Here is a 21683-nt window from a genome sequence, read left to right on the forward strand (position 1 = left end):
GTGGCTCTCAACTCGCCCGGTCGAACCTGCTGCGGTTCAGGAGATGGCTCATCAGGGCCCGCAATTGGGCCGGTTTAACGGGCTTCGGCAGCATTTCCATCTTCATCTGGCCGACGATAACCTCCAGTTCCGTGCACGGGTCGGCGGAGACGATAATTGCGGGAATGCGCTGTTTGCTGAAGGCGCGAATGGCCGCCACGGCCGAGGTGCCCAGTTCGTCATTGTCCAAATGCTGGTCGGCAATGATGAGATCGGGAACCACTTTCTTGTCGAGCACGAGCCGCATGGTTTCATCGAGACCTGTCACCGTGGAGACCTTCAGGCTCCAGGAACGCATAAGCGACGTCATGGCGCGGGCGACGGCCGGATCGTTTTCGATCAGAAGCACCACCTGTCCGGCCAGCGGCGCTTTCCCCTCTGGAACTTCCGGCATGCATTTTTCCGGTGGGGAGACGCGGCGGCTGGCCTGCTGCGGCAGTGCAAGGCGAAAGCGCGTTCCCTTGCCGGGTCTGGAAGAGACGGTAAGCTCATAGCCGAGCGCATCGACCATCCGCCGGACGATCGACAGGCCGAGCCCAAGGCCGGCTTCGGTATTGTCCGGATTGTTGCCGCGATGGAACTCCTCGAAAATGCTCTCGATATCGCCTGCCGCGATCCCGCAGCCCGTATCGTAGACGTCGATGACAATGCCTTCGGCCCGCTCCCGCACGCCCACCAGAACGCCGCCGGATATCGTGTAGCGCAGGGCATTGGAAATCAGATTTTGAAGGATTCGTCGGATCATCGTCTTGTCGGTTCGAACCGTCAGGGCCCGCGAAACGACCCGGAATTTCAGCCGTTTCAGGTCGGCAAAGGGCCGAAAGCTCTCTTCCAGCGATCCGATCATCTGATCGAGCGAAACTTCGGAAATCCGCGTCTTTACTGCACCAGCATCGAATTTCGAGATCTCCAGAAGCGTGCGTAGCAGTTCCTCGATCGATGTGAGCGACCGGTGCATCTGTTCGACCAGGCGCTGTCCCTCATCTGTCCGCTGCTGGTCTTCCAGCAGGGAAAGCGAGAGCAGGGCAGCATTCAACGGTTGCATCAGATCGTGGCTGGCAGCTGCGAGAAAACGCGTCTTGGACTGGTTCGCCTCCTCTGCTTCCTCCTTGGCGGCGGCGAGTTCCTGATTGATTTTTTCCAGACGCGTAAGGGTGGACGACAATTCGGCGGTTCGCCGTTTCACCTGACCTTCGAGATTGAGGGCTGTCTGGAACAGTGAAAACGAGTTGCCGTGATGATTGATGTCGCTTTCCACCCGGTCCATCAGCACCTTGTTGATCCGCTGAAGCCGCGCGACGTCCGTGATCTCTTCCATTCTCATTCTGCCGCTTCTTTCGTCGCCACGGGAATGCCGAACGCCACGCCTGCAAGTGTCTGATTCAGATGCATGGAGCGATACTGTTCGCCATAGGTGTTGAAGCCGATAACCCGGTTTTCCGCATAGAGCTGGGAGATCTTGTGGGTCACCTGGCGGTTGCGGGCATCGATACGCCGCAGAACGCAGTCGAAACCCAACACGAAGTCGATCTCGCCGATCGTCTCGCGTACGCTGGCAAGAACATCGGCCGTACTTCTGGCCATTCCCGTCGGCTCGGCCACCGTCAGGACGATACCGTCATCAATGGCGCAGAAAAAGGAAAGCGAGCCGTCCTCGTTCACCTTCTGGATAGACCGGCAATACATTTCGTTGCCGATCCGCAGCACCAGCGGGTGCGAAGCGAATGTCATGGGTGAGAGCGATTGCGGATCGACACCGACCACATCGGCATAGACATGGGCCGCATCGGCCGCATTGAACTCATAAACGATCCTCCGCTCCGGATCGGAGCGCGTGACGACCAGCTTTTGCGGGGTGGGTTCGAAGTTCTCGGTCTTGAAGATCTGCAACGGAAGGTCGCAGTTGACCAATAGCAGGATCGTGCCGTCGGTCAGAATTTCGCCGTTGAGGATCAGGCAGGTGCTGTTGAAATCCAGCCCGTCCCCCGCCGATCCGCCGAGGAGCGGCAGATCGTCAAGTCCCCAATGAAGCGCGGCGGCGACCGCTTCCTCATCGAAGGAAAGGCCATCCGTAATGCACATGGCGAAATTTCGGCTGGATTCGGACTCTTCGTGTTCGGCCTGAAATAGGCAGCGGAAAGTTGCGACATCCGCCGCCGCTTCATCCAGCCGCCGTGTTCGGTCGATCCGCATCGGGGCAGCCGCTACGTTGAAATGGTCCTTGGGCAGAAGAATGATCATGATCTGGCCCTCCGCGGCGCCGTTCGGCGTCAGCTCGCCCGCGGTCGAACAGGCCGCGTAAGGCAGATCGGGCACCGATCGCGCCATCAGCGCGATGATCGTTTCGGAGTCCACCCGCGATTTCGAGAAATAGATCAATGCGAACGTCGCGTTCGATGCAGCTTCGGAGAGCGCTTCTTCGAGCTCGTCCACCGCATCCTCAGCCGTAAAGAGACACATTGCGCCGCATCCGTATTGGACCGTCAGAACCTTCATCCATTCCTCCCAAAGACGTCAGGACGCCCTCGACAGTCATGCTAGTCCCGCCACCGGGCGCAGGCGAGTGTGCTAAAGTACACTATACATCCGCTTCTTCGCCAAACATCTACAGAGCCGGAAGAATGGTCCGCCATTCCGGTCGGTGCAAGCTGACAGAACGAGGGAAGGGCGGCATGGCGATGATGCGGTCAACGTAGCTCATCGGAAGAACCGCCCGTGCCGTGATATTGCATATGGCGGCTAACTGTTCTGCACTAGCCCATCCTGCCGACGCGCCGCACCTATGTGGGCTCTGCCCAAGTACGTGCCTTCGTTCGGACTTGCCGTACCGATATTTTACCGCGCAACCGGCCGCAGGGCACCTCGCCCCACGAAGGCAGGGACTACCGCACGACCAGGACAGAGCAGGCCGAATGCCGCACCACGCGCGCCGCATTGGGCCCGAGCAGGTAGTCCTTGAAGTCCGGGCGGTGGGCGCCGATCACGATCAAGTCCGCATGCGACAGTTTGGCGGCCTTCAGCACCTCTTCATAGGCGCTGCCCACGGCGACGATGTGCCTGACGTCTTGATTGGCTTCGTCGCCCAGCACGTCGCCCGCGAATTTTTCCAGCAGCTCCGCCGCCCCGTCCTTGGCCGTCTTGATATGATGATCCTCGAAATAGGCGCCGACAATGGTGGCCCCGAAATCCGGAACGACAGTGATCACGTCGAGCTGCGCATCGTCCAGTTCGGCCATCCTCCTGGCCGCTTCCAGAACGTGCCGTTCTTCCTTGGGGCGGTTTATGTCGACGGCACACAATACTGTTTTGGTCATGCCGTTGCTCCTTCGAGGACAGGTGTTGCGCGGCGCGATTGCAACCAGGCGATGAGACCCAGCAGAAGCAGGGCGGGGATGAAGATCAGTTCTTTTGGCCACTGATCGGCGCTCGCCTTCACGCTGGCGATCTGAACGGGCTCGTCGGCGTAGAAATCGAACCCGCTCAGGGCCTCACCGAGTTCCGTGCCGAACATCGGCTCGTCCAATCGCTGAACATCGTCCTCGGGAACGATGATGAATCCCAGCGCTTCGAGACGCGCATCGGCGCCTTCAGCGTCTGGCACGGTCACGGGAACGGTTACGTCCTTGACCTCGAGCGTGTCGAAGTCGGGACCGGAAATCACCGTCCGCAACTGGCTGCCGGGCCGGGCTTCGCCCAATGCTTCAGCAAACGCGGCGGGCGGAATGTTTTCGAATGGCGGTTGAATCCGGTCCATGAAGAAGCCCGGCCGGAACAGAGCGAAGGCGATCAGCAACAATGCCACGGTTTCCCAGATCTGGTTCCTGGTGAGGAACCAGTTCATCGTCGCGGCGGTAAAGACCAAGATGCCGATGGTCGCGACGATGAAGACGATGATGCCCTGCATCCAAGTCACGTCGATCAACAGGAGATCGGTGTTGAAGATGAACACGAAGGGCAGCGCCACGGTCCGCAGACTGTAGAAGAAGGCGGTGAAGCCGGTGCGGATCGCGTCGCCTCCCGATACGGCCGCCGCGGCGAAACTGGCCAGTCCCACGGGTGGCGTCACATCGGCCATGATCCCGAAATAGAAGACGAACAGATGCACCGCGATCAGCGGCACCACGAGACCGGACTGCGCACCCAGCTCGACGACAACCGCAACCATGAGCGACGATACGACAATGTAGTTCGCCGTGGTCGGCAGGCCCATGCCGAGGATCAGCGACAGGATGGCGACGAAGATCAGCATGAGGATCAGATTGCCGCCCGAGAGGAACTCGACGAAATCGGCCATCACCTGGCCGATGCCCGTCAGCGAGACCGTGCCGACGATGATGCCGGCGGTTGCCGTTGCCAGGCCGATGCCGATCATGTTGCGGGCGCCGTCGATCATGCCTTCGACCAGATCGACCACGCCGTCCTTCAGGCGGCCGATTGCGTCGCTCTGGCCACGGAAGAAGGCCTTGAGCGTCTTCTGCGTCAGCAGGATGCCGAACAGCAGGAAGGTGGCCCAGAACGCCGACAGGCCCGGTGATTTGCGTTCGATCATCAGGAAATAGACCAGCACGATGATCGGCAGCAGATAATAGAGGCCGGATTTGTAGATCTTCGCCACATCCGGCAGTTCGACCACTTCGGCATTGGGATCGTCCGGTTCCAGGTCGGGGGCCTGCGCGGCAAGATAGACCAGCGCGATATATACCGCCCCCAGCAACACCGAGAGGATCAGTCCCGAGCCTTCGGGGAACATTGAGACGATCCAGCCCACCGGATATTGCGTGGCGTAGCACAGAAGGGCGAAGCCTGCGAAGAAGCCGAACATGCCCAATATGGTGTTGAAGAGATTGACCACCTTGTTGCCGATGGTCGGCATGTTGTTCTTCACCGCTTCGAGGTGAACGATATAGACCAGCGCGATATAGCTGATGATGGCGGGCAGGAAGGCGTGGGTGATCACTTCGACGTAGGAAATGCCCACATATTCCACCATCAGAAAGGCAGCGGCGCCCATGACCGGCGGCATGATCTGGCCGTTCACCGACGATGCGACCTCGACCGAACCGGCCTTCTCGGCACTGAAACCGACCCGCTTCATCAGAGGAATGGTGAAGGTGCCGGTCGTCACCACATTGGCAATGGACGAGCCGGAGATCAGGCCCGTCGCGGCCGATCCGACGACGGCAGCCTTGGCAGGCCCGCCGCGCAGATGGCCAAGCGCGCCGAAGGCCATCTTGATGAAGTAGTTGCCGGCGCCGGCCTTGTCGAGAAGGGCGCCGAACAGCACGAAGAGGAAAACGAATTTCGTCGAGACGCCCAGCGCGATGCCGAACACGCCTTCGGACGTGATCCACATATGGCTCATGGCCTTGCGCAGCGACGCGCCGGCCCAACGGATCTGATCGGGCACGACGTCGGACGCGCCGAAAAAGACGTAGGCCAGAAACACGACCGCCAGAAGGACCATGATGGGCCCGAGAACGCGGTAGGAGGCGATGAAAAGAAGGATCAGTCCGGCCAGCGCGAAATAGGCGTCGGACGTATCTGCCAGACCGCCGTTCTGGACGATCTTGTCGTAGAAGAAATAGCCATAGAGCGCGAGGAACGCGCCGGCGATACCCAACGCCCAATCATAGAGGGGGATGCGGTCGCGCGGACTGAACTTGAAGAGCGGGTAGGCCATGGCGGCCAGGAAAATGGCAAAGGCCAGATGGATCTGCCGCGAATTGTTGATCAGATCGCCGGGCAGGATGTAGGGGGCGACGGGTGACGCCAGAAGCACCTGAAAGATCGACCAGGCCAGAGCGACTGTTGCAATGAAAAGTCCGACCGCGCCTTTCGGTTTGCGGGCGCCGCTGTCACTGGCGGCGACAAGTTCTTGCAGTTCCTCTTCGCTCAACCGGCGGTTTTCGGTGTTTGACATAGGTCCTCCAGCGCCGGTCCCCGGCTCGTGTTGGCTTCAGGTCGCGCCGCCGGAACGGGCGGAGGTATCCGAGGGGCGGCGCGCCGCCCCCCGAACGTCTTCGAATGGGTTGGCTTATTCGAGCCAGCCTTTCTCGCGATAGTAGCGCTCAGCGCCGGGGTGCAGCGGCGCGGACAGACCGGCCGTGACCATCTCCTCGGGCTTGAGGTTGGCGAAGGCGGGGTGCAGGCCCTTGAAGTCTTCGAAATTCTCGAAGACCGAGCTGACCAGCGCATAGACGACATCGTCGGACACGTCCGCCGAGGTCACGAAGGTGGCGCCGACGCCGAAGGTCTGCGTATCCTCGTCATTGCCGCGATACATGCCGCCCGGAATGGTGGCCGTGCGGTAGAAGGAATTCTCCGACACCAGGCCATCGACGACATCGCCGGAGATTTCGACCAGCACGGAATCGCAGGCCGTGGTGGCTTCCTGAATGGAGCCGGACGGATGACCGACAGTGTAGACCATCGCATCGATCTGGTTGTCGCAGAGCGCGGCGGACTGCTCGGCGGCCTTCAGTTCCGTCGCCAGTGCGAAGTCGCCGGTCGACCAGCCGAGGGCCTCCATCAGAACTTCCATCGTGCCGCGCTGGCCGGAGCCGGGGTTGCCGATATTGACGCGCTTGCCCTTGAGGTCTTCGACGGTCTTGATGCCGCTATCGGCGCGAGCCACCACCGTAAACGGCTCCGGGTGCACCGAGAAAACCGCGCGAAGGCCTTCGAACGGACCTTCCTCCTCGAAACGGGACGTGCCGTTATAGGCGTGATACTGCCAGTCGGACTGCGCCACGCCAAACTCCAGTTCGCCTTCGCGAATGGTGTTGATGTTGTAGACCGAGCCGCCGGTGGATTCGACGGAGCAGCGTACGCCATGGTCGCGGCGGCCTTTGTTGACCAGCCGGCAGATCGCGCCGCCGGTCGGATAGTAGACTCCCGTCACGCCGCCCGTGCCGATCGTGATGAACTCCTCGGCATATGCGGCCGGCGCCATCATCGCAGCGACCGCTGCGCCGGCTAGGCCGAACTTGATCTTGGAAAACATGGGTTTCTCCCTTTTTTGGCTTGTTGGTTGTCTCATTCAATCGCCACCAGCTCGCACAGGTCGCGATTATTTTCTTCAACTTCGGCGATGCGCCGTCGGGCTGAAGATCCTGCTCGCCGGACAAACATGCTCATAAGCGTTTCTGCCAGGAACATGGTCGGCACGTATGAGGAAAAGAAATGCGGGCTTTCAGTTGGGACCACCAGTCGGATCGTTGCGTGTTTCAGGGCCGGACATGCCAAGCTATCGGTGATGACGATCGCCTGACAACCCCGCTTCACAGCAAGTTCAACGGCTTTGATCGTGCCGGGCGCGAATGGCGGCTTCGTCACGACCAGAAGCACGTCCCTTCTGCCGATGTCGGCCAACCCGCTGCCGAGCGAGGCCCCCATCCGGTTCAGCATGAACCAGTTGCCGGCACAGAAACTGCCCATATACGCCAGATATTCGACGATACCGGTCGAACCCAGCGCCCCGACCAGATAGACGTTGCGTGCCTGGAAAAGGATCTCCACGGTCCTGTTGAGGAGCGTCTCGTCGAAATCCTGGGCGGTGCGGGCGAGGTTGGACTGGCAGGCCGTGAGATGGGCGCGGATAAAACTTTCTTCGCCTTCGCCATGATCATGCTGAAGCCGTTGGGCACGATCGGCGAAATGGCTGACGCGCTGCCCGATCTTGCTTCTCATCTCTTCGCGCAGAACGTCGAAACTCTCATAGCCGAGCGCTTTTGCCAGCCGCGAATAGGCCGAGGCGGACACGCCGCTTCCGAGCGCGACGGCGCGTAGCGGGCGTGTCGCGACATCCACCGGATTTTCTTTCAGGAAATCGGCCGCCTTCTGCAGCGTATCGGAGAGCGAACTGTAGCGAGCGGCAAGCCGCTCTTCGAATGGTTCGTCCAGGAAGACCTCCCTTGAGACAAGGCTCTTTCTGCTCACCCCGCGTTCCCCTTGGCGCGGATTAGTCACTTTGTTTCATTCGTTGTCAAGCATTGACGAATTTGTTTCAATCGAACATATGGCGCTGCGCGGATCGGCCCCGTGCCGACGCGCCTTCGGTGAGGCCGCGCTGGCCCGCCAGCCGACGAAACCATTTGGCACCCGGTGGAGAACGACATGGCGTTTGAGACGATCTTCTATGAGACGGCAGGCAAGGTCGCGACCATACGGTTCAACCGTCCTCACCGGCTGAACGCGGTCGTTTCCGAACTCTATTCGGAGACCATCACGGCATTGAAGGAAGCCGAACGGGACCCCGCCATCGCCGTCATCGTTCTGACTGGAGAGGGGCGCGCCTTTTGTGTCGGCGCCGACCTCAAGGAGCACAAGTCCGGTTCCCGCACCGAACTGGAAAAGCTGCAATATCTGCAACTCGGCAACGATATATGCCGGACCATCCGCGAGCTGGACAAGCCTGTCATCGCGGCCGTGAACGGCTATGCGCTCGGCGCCGGGGCGGAAATCACCTGCTCGGCCGATTTCATTCTAATGAAGGAATCCGCCCAGATCGGATTTCCGGAAATCTCCATCGGAACGCATCTGGGCGGCGGCGTGACTGAAATCATGCCCCGACTGGTCGGCCTCTCCAAGGCCCGCTACCTGATCTTCAGCGGCGAGCGGATCAATGGGGCGGAAGCCGCCCGCATCGGCCTTGCCACCCGATCCTTCCCGGACGAGGCCTTCGAGGCGGGCGTCGCGGCGTTCGCGGCGATGATCGGTGCGAAGGCGCCCTATTCGATGAAGTTCGCCAAGCGGCTTCTCAACGATGCTCAGCAGGATTTCGATTCGCGGCTGACCGCGGAGCTTTCGGCGCTTCGCACCTGCATGCTGACCGAGGACTGGCGGGAGGGCGTCGAGGCTTTCGCCGAGAAGCGGGCGCCGGTCTTCAAGGGTCGTTGAGGGAAACACGGGCATGAGCGAAGCACTTGACCGCATCTTCAAGGCGCGCTCGATCGCGATTGTCGGCGCATCTGGCGATCCCGCCAAGCGCGGCAACCAGGCGACCCGCAAGCTGCAGGCCGACGGATATGACGGGGCGATCTTCCCGATCCATCCGAAGGCGGATGAGATACTGGGCCTCAAGGCCTACCCGTCCGTTCTGGATGTGACCGCGCAGATCGATGTCGCCCTGATCTGCACGCCCGTCGGAACGCTGCCATCGGTTCTGGCGCAATGCGGAAAGAAGAAGATACCGGGCGCGGTCGTCCTGGCGGCCGGTTTCTCCGAGATTGGCCCGCAGGGCGAGCGGATCGCGGCGGAAACGCTGGAGGCGGCGCGGGCGCATAATGTCCGCCTCGTCGGACCCAACACCAACGGCGTGTTCAACCTCCACAACAGGATGAACATGGTCGGCGTGCAGGACGCCGTCCCCGGCAATATCGGCATCTGTAGCCAGTCGGGCAACATGATGCTCGGTCTGGTGACCGAAGCGAAACGCCGGGGTGGCGTCGGCTTTTCCTCCTATGTCGGGGTCGGCAACCAGCTCGATGTCAGCCTGGCCGAATATCTCCGCTATTTCGGACAGGACGACGACACCCGATCCGCGGTGTTCTATGTCGAAGGCTTCAGGGACGGCCGCGCCTTTCTCGATACCTGTCGGGACGTGACGCAGACGAAGCCCGTGATCGTCTACAAGTCGGGCCGCACAGAAGCGGGGCAGGTCGCCGCCAGCTCCCATACCGGATCGCTTGCTTCCAGCTTCACCCTGTCGCGCGATCTTCTGAGGCAGGCCGGCGCGACGGTCGTCGAACAGTCCGACAAGCTTCTTTCCGTGGCCGAAGGCCTTTCGAAACTGCCGGTCCCCAAAGGCGGCAAGGTCGCGATTCTGGCGGATGGCGGGGGCCATGCCACGGTGACGGTGGATGCGCTGGTCGATGCCGGCGTCGAACTTGCGCGATTGTCGGAGCAAACCGTTCGGCGATTGCGCGATGTGCTGCCGGCGGCGGCGTCCTGCGTCAATCCGGTCGATGTGGCGGGCGGGACGGATGACGACCCTTCGGTCGCCGCGCTCTGCGCGGACATTCTGCTGGGGGACGACAGCGTCGATCTTCTGATGCTGATCGGCATGTATGGCGGCTTCGCCGCGCGCTTCAATCCAGCCCTTCTTCAGAACGAGATGGCGACCTCGCGCCGCCTTGCGGACATCGCGGCGCGGCACGGCAAGCCGCTGCTGGTCCAGAGCGTCTATGCCGCGTTGCGAACCGAACCGATCGAGGTTCTCAAGGACCTTGGCGTGCCCGTCTTCGTCTGGCCGGAACCGGCCGTGCGATGCGTGTCCGAACTGATCTTCTATGCCAGGGCGCGGGATCGCAATGCCTCCTTCCCCCTGCTGGAGCCCGGCGAGCCCGAGCGCGAAGGATCGGACATTCTGGCCGCGGTTCTGGCCGATGGGCGGGACGCCTTTTACGAGCATGAGGCCAGGGATCTGCTCTCGGCCTATGGCATCGGGACGCCGCCGCAGTTTCTGGCGCGCAGCCGGAGCGATCTGCACGAGGCGGCGCGGGAGCTGGGAGACCGGCCCCTGGCAATGAAAATCGTCAGCCGTGACATCCTCCACAAGTCGGATGCCGGCGGCGTCAGGCTGAATGTGCATGGCGAGCAGGCGCTGTCCGACGCCTACGGGTCGATCGTCGCCAGTGCGAAGGCCTATGATGGCGACGCCGACGTGCATGGCGTCCTCCTGTCTCCGATGGCGCAACCCGGCGTGGAGGTCATTATCGGCGTCGTTCACGATCCGATGTTCGGGCCGGTCATGATGTTCGGCCTTGGAGGCATTTTCGTCGAAATCCTGAAGGATGTCGCTTTCCGGTCGCTGCCCATGAGCCGGGCGGATGCCGGCGAGATGATCGACGATATTCAGGGTTCGACGATGCTGGACGGCGCGCGCGGCCAGTTGCCGGTCGACCGAACGGCGTTGATCGATCTGATCATCCGTGTCTCCCGACTGGCGCTTTGCCACCCGGACATCGTGGAAATCGATCTCAACCCCGTCATTCTTCGCCATGACGGCTACGATGTCGTCGATGCCCGGATGATCCTGAAAGCGAAAGGCCACTGAATGTCCGAGAAACTGCTTTACCAACAGGCCGGTCACGTCGTCACGCTGACCCTGAACGCGCCCGAAACCCGCAATGTGATTACCGATCGGGACATGATGGACGCGGTCGCTGAAGGCTTCGAAAGGGCCGAGGCCGATCAATCCGTCCGCTGCATCGTTCTGACCGGCGCCGGCAAGGCGTTCTCGTCGGGCGGCAATCTGCGTCACATGAAGGACAAGACGTCCATTTTCGGCGGCACGACGCTGGACGTGCGCGACGGCTACAGGTCCGGCATCCAGCGCATGGTCCGAACCGTCTGGAACTGCGAGGTGCCGATCATCGCGGCGGTGAACGGGCCGGCTTTCGGGGCCGGCTGCGACCTGACCGCCTTCTGCGACATCCGCATCGCATCGACGACGGCCGTCTTCGCCGAAAACTTCGTGCGCGTCGGCATCATTTCCGGTGACGGCGGCGCCTGGGTCTGGCCGCGCCAGATCGGCCTGTCGCGCGCCGCCGAAATGCTGTTCACCGGCGAGCCGATCGACGCGCAGACCGCGCTGGAATGGGGGCTTGTATCCTCGGTGGTCGAACCGGACGAACTGATGGAAAAGGCGTACGCCCTGGCAGAGCGGATCGCCTACAATCCGCCGCGTCAGCTTCGCCTCAGCAAGCGCCTGCTGCGCCAGGCAATGACCGCACGCCTCGACGATATTCTCGAACTGTCGGCCATCTATCAGGGGGCCTGCCACCAGACCGACGATCACGCCGAAGCGGTCGACGCACTTCTGGAAAAGCGAGACGCCAGCTTCTCCGGCCAGTGATGGCGCTTTATCCGTAGCTGGACACGTCGGCGCCAGCGAGCGCGGCGATGTTGAGCAGGCCGCGTGACGTCACCTCCGGCGTCACGATATGGGCGCGGTTGCCCATGCCCATCAGGATCGGGCCGACTTCGAGGCCGCCGGCCGCCGTCTTGAGCAGATTGCGCGCCGCGCCGGCGGCGTCCGTGCTGCCATAGATCAGCACATTGGCCTTGCCCGTCAGCCGGTTGCCCGGCAGCAGGCGCTCCCGCAGTTCGGGATTGAGCGCGACATCGGTGTTCATCTCGCCCTCATACTCGAAGTCGCATTCGGTGCGGTCGAGGGTCTTGAGCGCGCCGCGCATCAGCCGTCCCGTCCGGCTGTCTAGATTGCCGAATTGCGAACCGGAACAGAGCGCGATCTTCGGATCGATGCCGAAACGGCGGACATGGCGCGCCGCCGCGATCACCGTCCAGGCCAGTGTTTCTTCGGTCTGTTCGATATTGACATGCGTGTCGGCGACGAACAGCGGCCCGTCGTCCAGGATCACGAGCGACAAGGCGCCGGCGGGCGACAGATCGTCGGTCTCCAGCATCTGCCGCACATAGTTCAGATGCCACAGATACTGGCCGAACGTGCCGCAGATCATGCTGTCGGCGTCGCCGAGGCGGACCATGACGGCCGCAATGGCGGTGGTGTTGGTGCGCAGCACGGCCTTTGCGAGGTCAGGCGTCACCCCGCGCCGCTTCATCGCCTCGTGATAGGTCTGCCAGTAATCGCGGTAGCGCTCGTCATTCTCGGGATTGACGATATCGACATCCTGATCGACCACGAGCGTCAGGCCCTCGCGCTCGATGCGGGCGCGGATGACGTCGGGGCGCCCAACGAGGACGGGCTTGTCCGAACGATCGGCCAGCATGGCCTGTGCTGCGTGGAGAACGCGCACATCCTCGCCCTCGGCAAACACGATCCGCCGGTGCGACTGCCGCGCCGCGTCGAAGACGCCGCGCATGATCATCGACGAACGGAAGACCTGGGCTTCCAGTTTGCGGCGATAGTCGTCCAGATCGATGGTACGGCGCGCGACGCCCGAATCCATCGCCGCCTTCGCCACGGCCAGCGCGATGGTCGGCAGCAGCCGCGGATCGAACGGTTTGGGAATCAGGTAATCCGGCCCGAAGGACAGGCGTTCCCCCTCATAGGCGCGGCCGACCTCCGCCGTGGTCGTCTTGCGCGCCAGAGAGGCGATCGCCTCGACGCAGGCCAGTTTCATTTCATCGTTGATCTGGCTGGCCTCGACATCCAGCGCACCCCGGAAGATGAAGGGGAAGCACAGGACATTGTTGACCTGGTTCGGAAAATCGGAGCGGCCGGTCGCGATCATCGCGCCGGGGGAGGCGGCCCGCGCCTCCTCGGGCATGATTTCCGGCACCGGATTGGCGAGCGCGAAGATGATCGGCTTGTCCGCCATGCGCGAGACCGCCGCCGCCGGCAGAAGGCCGGGACCGGACAGGCCGAGAAACATGTCCGCGCCGTCCAGCGCATCGCCGAGGACAGTGTCCTTCGGCGCATGGGCAAAAGCCATCTGTTCCGGGCAAAGATCGGTCCGGCCGGGATGCAGAACGCCATCCTTGTCGAAGACGGTGATCGCCTCCTTCGGCACGCCGAGCTTGTGCAGCATCGTCAGGCAGGCAACGCCCGCCGCGCCGGCGCCCATCGCCACGATGCGAATGTCCTCGGGTCGCTTGCCGGCAAGGTGCAGCGCATTGCGCGCCGCCGCGGCAACCACGATCGCCGTTCCGTGCTGGTCGTCGTGAAAGACGGGAATGCCCATGCGCGAGCGGCAGATGCGCTCCACCGCGAAACATTCCGGCGCCTTGATGTCTTCCAGATTGATCGCGCCGAAAGTGGGTTCCAGGCGGCAGACCAGATCGGCGAGCCTTTCGGGGTCCGCTTCGTCGACCTCGATGTCGAAACAGTCGATTCCGGCGAATTTCTTGAAGAGGACCGCCTTGCCCTCCATCACCGGTTTGGAGGCCTGCGCGCCGATATTGCCGAGGCCAAGAACTGCCGTGCCATTGGTGATGACAGCGACGAGATTGCGTTTGGCCGTGAAGCGTGTGGCCGCGCTGGCGTCCTCGGCGATGGCCATGCAGGCATCGGCGACGCCGGGCGAATAGGCGCGCGCCAGATCGCGATTGGTCGCCATCGGCTTGGTGGGCCGGATTTCGAGTTTTCCCGCCCTTGGGAACTCGTGATAATCCAGTGCCGCCTTGCGCTCGGCCCCTCTCTTTGCATCGTCGACGGACATGAAAACTCCCACCCAGCGCCCGACCGGTAGATCGGGCCGTTTCGATCAGCGATTGTGAATGCTCTCGCGGCCCTTCTCGTGCGCGGAGATCGAAGAAAACGCAAGGGCGACCGGCCTTCGGTTCATCCCCCAATTCGTCGAAGCGTCAGCCGAGCGGATACAGCAAGGCGCGCGCGTACGGTGGATCACAGACCGAGTACCTCCAGTTCCGCCGCGATCTGCGGACGCACCTTCGCCACGGCTTCCTCCTTGACGGGTCCGAAGCCGCGAATTTCCATCACGAGCGCGGCGATCCGCGCTGCATCGGTCAGATTGTCCTCGGTCAGTCCGCCGATCAGACGATCCAGAAGGTCGCGATAGTCTGCGATCAGCTCGCGCTCCATCCGCCGCTCGTCGCTATAGCCGAACGGATCGAATCTGGTGCGGCGCAGGCCCTTCATCTTCGCGAGTTGGCCGAAGACCGGCCGGATCCAAGGACCGAATGCGCGCTTCAGCGGTCGCCCCCGCGCGTCGTGCTTGAAGGAGAGAATGGGCGGCGCTAGATGGTGCTTGACCGAGTAATCGCCCTCGAAACGGTTCTTCAGCCCTTCATGGAAGCCGGTCTGGGTGTGCAGCCGCGCCACTTCGTACTCGTCCTTGTAGGACATCAGCTTGAAGAGGCCCTTCAGCGCCGATTCGGTCAGAGCGCCAGCCTGTCCGGTAACATTCTCCTCGGCTTTTCGAACACGGGCGATGTCGGCGCGGTAGCGGTCCGCCCAGTCCGCATCCTGATAATCGGTCAGGAACGCGGCCCGCCGCTCGATCATCTGATCGAGCGTCAGAATCGCGGTGACCGGCAGGCCAGCCGCGGCCTCCAGCGCCTCGGGATTGTCGATGGCGATGCGGCCCCAGGTGAAAGCGTCCCTGTTGAGATCGGGCTTCACGCCATTCAATTCGATCGCGCGCATCAGCGAGGCTTCGGATAATGGGACCAGGCCCGCCTGCCAGGCGGCGCCGAGCATCATGACATTGGCGAACACGGCTTCGCCGAGCAGCGCCTCCGATAGCGCGTTGGCATCCAGCGTGCGCAGCGTTTCGCCATTGACGGTCTCGGCAATCGCCGCGAGGCGCTGGCCGGCGTTCAGATCGGCATCGCGGTTCTGAACGAGGTCGCCCGTCGGCATGATGGCCGTGTTGACCACCGCGCGCGTCTCGTTCTTGCGATAGGTCAGCGATGCTTTCGGTGAGGAACTCACCACGAGGTCGCAGCCGATCAATGCGTCAGCCGAACTCGGCTCGATCTTCACCTGATTGACGCCGTCCTCGTCCTCCGACATGCGGATATAGCTCAGCACCGGGCCGAACTTCTGCGCAAAGCCCATGAAATCCAGAACGGATGTGCCCCGGCCTTCCAGATTAGCGGCCATGGCGATCAGTTGCCCGACCGTGACGACGCCGGTGCCGCCGACCCCGGTCACCAGAATATCCCAGGGCTTATCGAGCGCCGGCAGTTCCGGCGTCGGCAGTGCCGCGTTCAGCGCATCGAAGCCAGAGGCATCGCCCGACGCCTTCGTCTTTTTCAGCGTCGCGCCCTCCACGGTCACGAAGCTCGGGCAGAACCCGTTCAGGCAGGTGAAATCCTTGTTGCAGGAGTTCAGATTGATCTTCCGCTTGCGGCCGAACTCCGTCTCGATGGGCTCGACGCTGAGGCAGTTCGATTCGACCGAGCAGTCGCCGCAACCCTCGCAGACCAGTGGATTGATGACCGCGAAGCGCTTCGGGTCGACCATCTTGCCGCGCTTGCGGAGCCGGCGCTTCTCAGCCGCGCAGGTCTGCTGGTAGATGATCGCCGTGGTGCCTTCGATCTGACGCAATTCGCGCTGGATACGATCCAGTTCGCGCCGGTGCTCGATCGGCACGCCCTTCGGAAAGTCGGAGCGTCGGAAATTTTCCGGCTGGTCGGAGACGACCACCAGCTTTTTCACGCCTTCGGCGACGAGGCTTTTCGCCACCGCCTCGACTGTGAGCGGGCCGTCCACCGTCTGGCCGCCTGTCATGGCGACGGCGTCGTTGAACAGAATCTTGTAGGTGATGTTTGTGCCGGCGGCGATGGCCTGGCGAACGGCGAGCGAGCCGGAATGGTAGTAGGTGCCGTCGCCGAGGTTCTGGAAGATGTGCTTGTTGCCGTTGAATTTCGAGCGGGCGACCCAGTTCACGCCTTCGCCGCCCATCTGGATCAGCGAGGTCGTGTTGCGGTTCATCCAGCTGGCCATGAAATGGCAGCCGATGCCGGCTAACGCCTGACTGCCGTCCGGAACCTTGGTCGAGGTGTTGTGCGGACAGCCGGAGCAGAAATAGGGCGTTCTGGCAGCGCCCGGCACATCGATGGGATTCGGCGCCGGGACGATCGACTTTGCCTTTTCGGCCAGGTTCAACCCTTCGAAGTTGAGGTCCAGCCGTTCGGCGATGATCTGCGCCAGCATGACGGCGCCCAATTCGCGCGTCCACGGCACGAGGCGCTCGCCCTTCTCGTTGCGCTTGCCGACCATGCGTTGGGGCTTCTGGCCCGGAAAATCGTAGAAATATTCCTTCAGCTGGCTTTCGATGATCCCGCGCTTTTCCTCGATGACGAGGAGTTCCTGCTTGCCGACGGCGAAATCGAGCGCGCCGACATATTCCAGCGGCCAGACCATGCCCACCTTGTAGATATCGATGCCGAGTTCGGCGGCCCGTTCGCGCCCGATTCCGAGAAGCCGAAGCGCTTCCAGCACGTCGAGATGCGATTTGCCGGTGGTGACGATACCGAAACGGGCATCGCCATGGCCCCATTCCACCCGGTCGATCGGATTGGCGCGGGCGAAAGCCAGAACCGCGTTCTTCTTGGCTTCCATCCGCTCTTCGATCTGAAAGCCCGGCAGATCGGGCCAGCGATAGTGAAGGCCCGTTTGCGGGGGCTCGTAATCGGGCGTGACGAACTGCCGATCCTCCGGCAGTTCGAACGACATGCCGGATTCGACGGTCTCCGAAATGGCCTTGAAGCCGACCCACATGCCGGAGAAGCGCGATAGGGCGTAGCCCCATTCGGCGAAGGGCAGGAACTCGGCGACATTGGCCGGATGGATCGTCGGCATGAAGAAATTCATGAAGGCCACATCGGACTGATGCGGCATCGAGGACGACACGCAGCCATGGTCGTCGCCGGCAACCACCAGAACGCCGCCATGGGGCGACGCGCCATAGGCATTGCCATGCTTCAGCGCATCGGAGGCGCGGTCGACGCCCGGCCCCTTGCCGTACCAGAGCCCGAAGACGGCCAGGCACTGCTTGTCCGGGTCGGTCTCGACCTGCTGCGTCCCGATCATCTGGGTGGCGCCGAATTCCTCGTTCACCGCCGGCAGAAACTCGATTCCCGCATCGGCGACGATCTGGCGATTGTTGCCAATCTCCAGATCGATGCCGCCGACCGGCGAGCCGCGATAGCCGGAGACGTAGCCGCGCGTATCAAGCCCGTTTTGCCGGTCGCGCCGCGCCTGATCGAGAACGATGCGGACGATGGCCTGCGTGCCGGTCAGGAAAACCCGCCCGCTTCTGCTCGTATAGCGGTCGATCAGTTCGTAATTGTCCAGAACCGGTGTCTGGTCAGTCATGGTTCTTCCTCCCAGAGCGCCATGGCAGAGTATTCGACGATTGTAGAACTATATCGATCGCGAACGAAATGCCTCGTCACTGCGGTAAGAGGAAACCGAATGCCGTCAACCTCCGGTCCAGCCGCCGACCCATACGTTATTCTACGTGCCTGGGTTGCTTATGCGATTGCCGGGCGTATCGGCTGCTATCCGACTCAGTCGCGACTGGCCGACCTGTCGACGAAGCCAGTTGGTGAATTGCATCGTTAGCGGTTTGTTCAAGCCTGCGGGGGTGGCGATATAATAGCTCCGACCATAGGCGTCCGGCACGGATGTCAACTCGACGAGCGCGCCGGCAGCCAGCTCTTCTTCAATGAGGTATATGGGTAGGATCGCCGCGCCAAGCCCGGCGCTGGCCGCAGCGATAATCAGGGAAAACTGATCGAAATAGCTGCCCGTGCGGCCCGATCCGGTGGTTCCCTTCAAAGTCTGTCGAAACGCTTCCCAGAGCATTGGTCGTGACGTCAGGTGAAGAAGCGGAACGTCGAAAAGCCGAGCCGGCTCGTGCAATTCGAACCGGCGCACCAGATCGGGCGCAGCGACAGCGACAAGTTCTTCCTGGCAGAGCGGCGTCAGCTGCATTCCCGGCCAGTCGTCGGTGCCGAAATGAATGGCAAGATCGATCCGACTTTCCTCCAGATCGAAAGGCTCGCTTCGGCTGTGGACGACCAGTTCCAGATCGGATCGCTCGGCGCGGAAGTGTTTCAATCGCGGAATGAGCCATCGTGCTCCGAAGGTCGGAAGCACTGCTATGGAGAGGATCTCCCGGGAGCTGCCTGCCGCCACCGCATTGCCGATGGTATGACGGAGGCGTTCCAGATCGAGGTAGAGACGACCGGCAAGACTGCGACCCGCATCCGTCAGCCGAACGCCACGCCCTTCGCGCCTGAACAGCGCCGCACCGATCTGTTCCTCCAGCTCCTTCACATGCCGACTGACGGCGCCCTGCGTCAGCCCCAGTTCCTCGGCGGCGGCGGTAAAGCTCTGATGTCGCGCCGCGGCGTCGAAACATCGGAGAGTCGCAAGGCTTGGTAGAGGCAGCGCGCTTTGCATGACGATTCCATTACAATTACTCATGGAAAAATGCAGGAAGATACCGTTTTCTGCAATGGAAAACCGACTAATGTCTTGCCGATCACAGGGTGGATAGGCTGGACATGAAAAAAATCGCTGTTCTCGGGTTGGGCAAGGTCGGTGCGCTCGCAGGCGCCTTGCTTCATGACGCTGGCTTCGATGTGGTCGGTTTCGATACAGCGCCGCAAGACACTACGCTGCCATTCGAAACACGGCGGATCGATGTGGCCGACACCACAGCGCTCGGATCGGCGCTAGCCGCATTCGACGCCGTTCTTTCCTGCCTTCCCTATTCGTTCAACATCGAAGTGGCCCGGCAGGCGCACGCGCTCGGTCTGCATTATTTCGATCTGACCGAGGATGTGCCAACCACGCAGGCGATCATCGAACTGTCGAAGACGTCGAAAGGGCTGATGGCCCCGCAATGCGGCCTTGCGCCCGGCTTCGTCGGCATTGTCGGCGCCAGTCTCATCGACCAGTTCGACGCATGCCGGTCCTGCCGCATGCGCGTCGGCGCGCTTCCCCAGCATCCCTCCGGCCTCATGGGATATTCTTTCAACTGGTCGCCGGAAGGCGTCGTGAACGAATATCTGAACGATTGCGAGGTGCTGGAAGACGGCGTGATCAAATCCGTCTCGCCGATGGAATGGGTAGAGAAGATCGTGATCGGCGGCATCGAACTTGAGGCCTTCACCACATCGGGCGGCCTGGGCACGATGTGCGAGACCTACAGGGGACGGGTGCCGAACATGGACTACAAGACGATGCGTTATCCCGGCCATGTCGCGCTGATGAACTTCTTCTTCCACGAATTGCTGATGCGGGAGCGGCGGCAGGAGGCCGGCGATATTCTGGTCAACGCCAAACCGCCCGTGAATGACGACATCGTCTATATCCACGTCTCTGCGGAAGGCATGTGCGGCGATCGGCTGGAGCGGCGCGAATTCGTGCGTGCGCTGAAACCGATCGAGATCGGCGGGAAATTCCGCACGGCGATTGCCTGGACCACGGCCTCGTCCGTCGCGGCGGTCATGGAAATGGTTCGTGACGGAACATTGCCGAACAAGGGGTTCCTGAAGCAGGAGGATATCCCGCTTGACGCCTTTCTGAAGACCCGCAACGGCGCCCGCTATGCAGCTTGAAGCAACCGGAAAATTCCAGCCGGCAACGCGTATGGACGGACTGGCCCTGTCCGAGATCGTGCAGATATCGGAAAGAGCCGCGGAGCTGCGCGCGGAAGGCCGTGATATCGTTGCTCTCAGTACGGGCGAGCCGGATTTTCCGACGCCGCCCTACGTCATCACCGCCGCGCGGGATGCGGCTCTTGCCGGCCAAACACGATATACGCCAACGGCCGGCACCGCGATGCTGCGGGACGCCATAGCCCATAGGGTGGGGGCGGCACGCAATAACGTCATCGTCTCGACCGGTGCGAAGCAGGTGCTCGCCAATGCTTTGATGGCGACGCTCGATCCGGGCGACGAGGTTATCATCCCTGCACCGTACTGGACCAGCTATTCCGATATTGTGCGTCTTTGCCAGGCGCGAACGGTCACGGTGCCATGCCAGATGACGGACGGCTTCAAACTTTCGCCGAAGTCTCTGGAGCAGGCGATCACGCCACACACACGCTGGCTGATGCTCAATTCGCCATCCAACCCGTCCGGCGCCGTCTATTCGGCTGACGAGTTCGTTGCGCTCGCCGCAGTGCTCGAGCGCTATCCAGACGTGTGGGTGATCTCCGACGAAATCTACCAGCATCTGACCTATGGCGAATTTGCCTCCTTTGCTGCCGTCGCGCCGGCACTGAAAGAGCGCGTATTGACCGTCAACGGGGTGTCGAAGGCCTGGTCGATGACGGGCTGGCGTATTGGCTGGGGTATCGGCCCCTCCGCGCTTATTGCCGCCATGACCGCCGTGCAGGGGCAGTTTACGTCGGGCGCCAGTTCCGTCTCGCAGGCTGGCGCGCTGGCCGCCATTCTTGGCGACCGAGCGCTGCTGGCTGAGCGCTGTGCGGTCATGAAGGGCCGGCGCGATTACGTCGTTTCCGCGCTGAACGAGATGCCCGGTCTGCAGTGCGCGGTGCCGGACGGTGCATTTTACGCTTTTCCATCCTGCGCCGGGCTTCTTGAAGATGCGGGTGGACCTTTTGATAGCGATGCGGCGTTCTGCACATGGCTTCTGGAAGAAGCAGGCGTCGCACTGGTACCGGGGCGGGCCTTCGGACTGCCGGGGCATGTCCGTCTTTCCTTTGCCTATTCCGACACGGAGTTGTCGGACGCGCTCGCACGCATGGCCAAAGCTTTGAGAGGATTGACGCGATGAGTACGACCCGCGATGAGGCCCTGACATCCTTCCTCTGGTCCGATCCATTCCTCTTGGACGCCCAGTTGACCGAAGAAGAGCGGATGATCCGCGATACGGCGGCGGCCTTCGCCGAGGACCGGCTGCTGCCGCGCGTGACCGACGCCTATCTTGAGGAGACCACCGATCCGGCGATCTTCTCCGAGATGGGGCAGGCGGGCCTGCTGGGCGTGACGGTGCCGGAAGAGTATGGCGGCGTCGGCGCGGGCTATGTCGCCTATGGCCTCGTCGCCCGCGAAGTGGAGCGCATCGATTCCGGCTACCGCTCCATGATGAGCGTGCAGTCCTCGCTCGTGATGCATCCGATTTATGCCTACGGTTCCGAAGAGCAGCGCAGGAAATACCTGCCGAAGCTGGCCTCGGGCGAATGGATCGGCTGTTTCGGCCTGACCGAGCC

Annotated in this window: 15 protein-coding genes; 6 read left to right on the plus strand and 9 right to left on the minus strand. The window is 62.1% G+C overall.

The annotated features are described in order from the left end of the window. Nucleotides 1-7: 7 nt before the first annotated feature. From B7H23_RS08070 to B7H23_RS08095, 6 genes are all read right to left on the minus strand, one after another. Nucleotides 8-1363: an ATP-binding protein gene (locus B7H23_RS08070; protein WP_094076751.1), complete on the minus strand. Its 1356-nt coding sequence runs from the start codon at nucleotides 1361-1363 to the stop codon at nucleotides 8-10. After that, nucleotides 1360-2535 (minus strand): FIST N-terminal domain-containing protein, encoded by a 1176-nt coding sequence (locus B7H23_RS08075; protein ID WP_094076752.1) that lies wholly within the window; start codon nucleotides 2533-2535, stop codon nucleotides 1360-1362. Before B7H23_RS08075 ends, B7H23_RS08070 begins: the two co-directional genes overlap by 4 nt. Before the next feature lie 386 nt (nucleotides 2536-2921). After that, nucleotides 2922-3353 carry a universal stress protein gene (locus B7H23_RS08080; protein WP_094076753.1) on the minus strand — a complete coding sequence of 144 codons (432 nt, stop codon included), beginning with the start codon at nucleotides 3351-3353 and terminating at the stop codon, nucleotides 2922-2924. Continuing rightward, on the minus strand, nucleotides 3350-5959 hold the full coding sequence (locus tag B7H23_RS08085) for a TRAP transporter permease (protein WP_094076754.1): 2610 nt from the start codon (nucleotides 5957-5959) through the stop codon (nucleotides 3350-3352). Before B7H23_RS08085 ends, B7H23_RS08080 begins: the two co-directional genes overlap by 4 nt. A gap of 114 nt (nucleotides 5960-6073) precedes the next feature. Continuing rightward, entirely contained in the window at nucleotides 6074-7042 is a 969-nt protein-coding gene (locus tag B7H23_RS08090) for a TAXI family TRAP transporter solute-binding subunit (RefSeq protein ID WP_094076755.1), read from the minus strand. Between the two features lie 32 nt (nucleotides 7043-7074). Continuing rightward, nucleotides 7075-7977 (minus strand): MurR/RpiR family transcriptional regulator, encoded by a 903-nt coding sequence (locus B7H23_RS08095; RefSeq protein WP_158215793.1) that lies wholly within the window; start codon nucleotides 7975-7977, stop codon nucleotides 7075-7077. A gap of 177 nt (nucleotides 7978-8154) precedes the next feature. Between B7H23_RS08095 and B7H23_RS08100 the strand changes: the two genes are divergently transcribed. From B7H23_RS08100 to B7H23_RS08110, 3 genes are read left to right on the plus strand one after another with little or no spacing between them, the layout of a single operon-like run. Then, nucleotides 8155-8937 carry an enoyl-CoA hydratase/isomerase family protein gene (locus B7H23_RS08100; protein ID WP_094076967.1) on the plus strand — a complete coding sequence of 261 codons (783 nt, stop codon included), beginning with the start codon at nucleotides 8155-8157 and terminating at the stop codon, nucleotides 8935-8937. A gap of 13 nt (nucleotides 8938-8950) precedes the next feature. Continuing rightward, entirely contained in the window at nucleotides 8951-11095 is a 2145-nt protein-coding gene (locus B7H23_RS08105) for an acetate--CoA ligase family protein (protein ID WP_094076757.1), read from the plus strand. Further along, nucleotides 11096-11896: a crotonase/enoyl-CoA hydratase family protein gene (locus B7H23_RS08110; RefSeq protein ID WP_094076758.1), complete on the plus strand. Its 801-nt coding sequence runs from the start codon at nucleotides 11096-11098 to the stop codon at nucleotides 11894-11896. A 7-nt stretch (nucleotides 11897-11903) separates the two neighbouring features. Here the strand turns inward: B7H23_RS08110 and B7H23_RS08115 are convergent, their stop codons facing one another. The 3 genes from B7H23_RS08115 to B7H23_RS08125 form a co-directional block, all read right to left on the minus strand. Further along, the gene (locus B7H23_RS08115) at nucleotides 11904-14183 is read right to left on the minus strand and encodes an NADP-dependent malic enzyme (protein ID WP_094076759.1); all 2280 of its coding nucleotides are present in this window, start codon (nucleotides 14181-14183) and stop codon (nucleotides 11904-11906) included. Between the two features lie 185 nt (nucleotides 14184-14368). Further along, a complete protein-coding gene (locus tag B7H23_RS08120; RefSeq protein WP_094076760.1) occupies nucleotides 14369-17809 on the minus strand; it encodes an indolepyruvate ferredoxin oxidoreductase family protein in 3441 nt (1146 codons plus the stop codon). A 141-nt stretch (nucleotides 17810-17950) separates the two neighbouring features. Continuing rightward, nucleotides 17951-18901 (minus strand): LysR substrate-binding domain-containing protein, encoded by a 951-nt coding sequence (locus B7H23_RS08125; protein WP_094076761.1) that lies wholly within the window; start codon nucleotides 18899-18901, stop codon nucleotides 17951-17953. A 98-nt stretch (nucleotides 18902-18999) separates the two neighbouring features. On the opposite strand from B7H23_RS08125, the gene B7H23_RS08130 reads away from it, so the two are divergent. The 3 genes from B7H23_RS08130 to B7H23_RS08140 form a co-directional block, all read left to right on the plus strand. Beyond that, the gene (locus tag B7H23_RS08130; RefSeq protein ID WP_094076968.1) at nucleotides 19000-20064 is read left to right on the plus strand and encodes a saccharopine dehydrogenase family protein; all 1065 of its coding nucleotides are present in this window, start codon (nucleotides 19000-19002) and stop codon (nucleotides 20062-20064) included. After that, nucleotides 20054-21247: a pyridoxal phosphate-dependent aminotransferase gene (locus B7H23_RS08135; protein ID WP_094076762.1), complete on the plus strand. Its 1194-nt coding sequence runs from the start codon at nucleotides 20054-20056 to the stop codon at nucleotides 21245-21247. Before B7H23_RS08130 ends, B7H23_RS08135 begins: the two co-directional genes overlap by 11 nt. Next, nucleotides 21244-21683 (plus strand): acyl-CoA dehydrogenase family protein (locus tag B7H23_RS08140; protein ID WP_173861889.1); only part of this gene is annotated, 440 nt, incomplete at its 3' end. The genes B7H23_RS08135 and B7H23_RS08140, both read left to right, overlap by 4 nt.

Source organism: Notoacmeibacter marinus (genome assembly GCF_002238045.1).
Classification (GTDB): domain Bacteria; phylum Pseudomonadota; class Alphaproteobacteria; order Rhizobiales; family Rhizobiaceae; genus Notoacmeibacter; species Notoacmeibacter marinus.

Coding starts and splice junctions, on each gene's coding strand:
- B7H23_RS08100 (WP_094076967.1), top strand. CDS start 8,155: ATGGCGTTTGAGACGATCTTCTATGAGACGGCAGGCAAGGTCGCGACC.
- B7H23_RS08070 (WP_094076751.1), bottom strand. CDS start 1,363: ATGAGAATGGAAGAGATCACGGACGTCGCGCGGCTTCAGCGGATCAAC.
- B7H23_RS08120 (WP_094076760.1), bottom strand. CDS start 17,809: ATGACTGACCAGACACCGGTTCTGGACAATTACGAACTGATCGACCGC.
- B7H23_RS08080 (WP_094076753.1), bottom strand. CDS start 3,353: ATGACCAAAACAGTATTGTGTGCCGTCGACATAAACCGCCCCAAGGAA.
- B7H23_RS08075 (WP_094076752.1), bottom strand. CDS start 2,535: ATGAAGGTTCTGACGGTCCAATACGGATGCGGCGCAATGTGTCTCTTT.
- B7H23_RS08110 (WP_094076758.1), top strand. CDS start 11,096: ATGTCCGAGAAACTGCTTTACCAACAGGCCGGTCACGTCGTCACGCTG.
- B7H23_RS08090 (WP_094076755.1), bottom strand. CDS start 7,042: ATGTTTTCCAAGATCAAGTTCGGCCTAGCCGGCGCAGCGGTCGCTGCG.
- B7H23_RS08085 (WP_094076754.1), bottom strand. CDS start 5,959: ATGTCAAACACCGAAAACCGCCGGTTGAGCGAAGAGGAACTGCAAGAA.
- B7H23_RS08135 (WP_094076762.1), top strand. CDS start 20,054: ATGCAGCTTGAAGCAACCGGAAAATTCCAGCCGGCAACGCGTATGGAC.
- B7H23_RS08105 (WP_094076757.1), top strand. CDS start 8,951: ATGAGCGAAGCACTTGACCGCATCTTCAAGGCGCGCTCGATCGCGATT.
- B7H23_RS08125 (WP_094076761.1), bottom strand. CDS start 18,901: ATGCAAAGCGCGCTGCCTCTACCAAGCCTTGCGACTCTCCGATGTTTC.
- B7H23_RS08115 (WP_094076759.1), bottom strand. CDS start 14,183: ATGTCCGTCGACGATGCAAAGAGAGGGGCCGAGCGCAAGGCGGCACTG.